1 protein-coding gene and 1 pseudogene are annotated in these 1,092 nt (G+C 35.0%); both read right to left on the bottom strand.

The window, feature by feature from the left end; genetic code table 11:
• Positions 1 to 73 precede the first annotated feature (73 nt).
• Positions 74 to 799: an IS21-like element helper ATPase IstB gene (gene istB, locus ABDZ91_RS14135; protein ID WP_243300519.1), complete on the bottom strand. Its 726-nt coding sequence runs from the start codon at positions 797 to 799 to the stop codon at positions 74 to 76.
• Positions 792 to 1,092, bottom strand: a pseudogene (locus tag ABDZ91_RS14130) (IS21 family transposase); the annotation flags it as partial. The gene istB and the pseudogene ABDZ91_RS14130, both read right to left, overlap by 8 nt.

Genomic DNA, 1,092 nt, shown 5'->3' with positions numbered 1-1,092 from the left:
TGTATTTTGCAATAAAAAAGCGCAGAAAAATGCAATAAAAAATGCAGAGTGTTGCCACCCAATTAAAATCTATTTAATGGGATTTTGATAAAGCGTTAGTAAGTCTATAACTTTCACCTGAAAATGTAAGAATATGGGCATGGTGAATTAAGCGATCCACTAATGCTGCGGTTAATCTAGAATCAGTAAAAATTCTGTTCCATTGGCTAAATTCTAGGTTTGAAGTAATAATTAAACTCTTTTGTTCATACCACTCCGCAATTAAATGAAAAAGAAGTTCGGAACCCTCCTTGCTAAAAGGAAGGTATCCCATTTCATCTAATATAACCATATCAACTTTTTCAAATTTCCTCCTAAACGCCTCTAATCTCTTATGCCTTAAAGCTTGTTCCAATTGCTCGATTAGATGAGAAACTCTGTAGAACCTAACCTCAAAACCCACCTCACAAGCCTTCCGGCCCAATCCTGTTGCTAAATGGGTTTTGCCCGTTCCCGGAGACCCTATCAATACCACATTTTGTTGCTTTTGAATAAATGAAAGACTTAGTAATGACTCTTTATCTAATTGTGTAGGAAATCTAATTTGTTCATGCCATTCATAAGTACTTATACTCTTTGAATCTAAAAACTTCGCATTTTTTATCAGCCTTTGTATTTTTGCCTTTTCCCTTAGACGAAATTCCTCAGAAAACAACGATTCTATGAATTGTTCGGGTGTCTCAAATGGTATGTTCTCATATATATCTGCTACATAAGCCAGTCTTAGGGATTTACACATAGAACGTATAGCTTCACTCATCTTTTATCACTCCCGTTACCGTAGGTGCTAATGAATCGTACAGAGTCCAATTAACTCCATATGGGTCACCGTTTGTATCAGAAATTAGGTCATAAAATTCCTCATTTATTCTTTTCATATCATGAGTGACAAGAAGACTAACTAACTCTTTAAGTCTATCTTGGCGTAAAACTAAGTTATCAACCATTAAGTAATCTTTAACTCTTCCTGGTAAATACTTCTGATATCTTGAGTAAGCAACAACTCTTGGTTTTCTAATCCAATCTTTTATAACAGAAACCCATGGAATCGCT

Origin of the sequence: Bacillus carboniphilus (assembly GCF_039522365.1) — a bacterium.
In the GTDB taxonomy this organism is placed as follows: domain Bacteria; phylum Bacillota; class Bacilli; order Bacillales; family JC228; genus Bacillus_BF; species Bacillus_BF carboniphilus.
The sequence above is the reverse complement of the archived record's forward strand: the minus strand, read 5'-3'. Positions and strand labels throughout refer to the sequence as shown.